This is a genomic window from Klebsiella sp. 10982 (assembly GCF_048589245.1).
Classification (GTDB): Bacteria; Pseudomonadota; Gammaproteobacteria; order Enterobacterales; family Enterobacteriaceae; genus Klebsiella; species Klebsiella quasivariicola.
On record NZ_JBMAXV010000153.1, the window covers coordinates 1 to 381 of the forward strand.

Sequence of the window (381 nt, forward strand, 5' to 3'; positions counted from 1 at the left end):
GGTGTGTTTTCTTGTGGTTAACAGTCCAGTCTTCCCGCCGCAGCTGAATATGAATATGCGGGCAACCGTAGCGTATCCGGGTTTCTGCTATTTCCCGGATACGCAGGGTTATCGCCCGATCATCCCGCCGGCTCTGCCAGTGGTAAACGGTTCTGCTCTGCATCAGCAGTCCGCATCCCCGCCGGACACTGATACGGTAAGCCTCCCGCAGAAAATGCACCGCCTGACGCTTCAGAGCCGGCCTCAGAACTTTTTTTGATAACATCCTGCAGAATCTCCTTGTCCAGACTTAAATCGGCCACCAGACGTTTCAGACGCTGATTTTCATCCTCCAGTTACCGCAGACGCCACAGTTCGGTCACGCCCAGACCGGCGAATTTC

The 381-nt window shown here is 54.9% G+C and carries 1 pseudogene; it reads right to left on the reverse strand.

Features of this window, described 5'->3' with window-relative positions:
- Nucleotides 1-381 (reverse strand): annotated as a pseudogene (locus tag ACKLKD_RS28040) (IS3 family transposase); the annotation flags it as partial.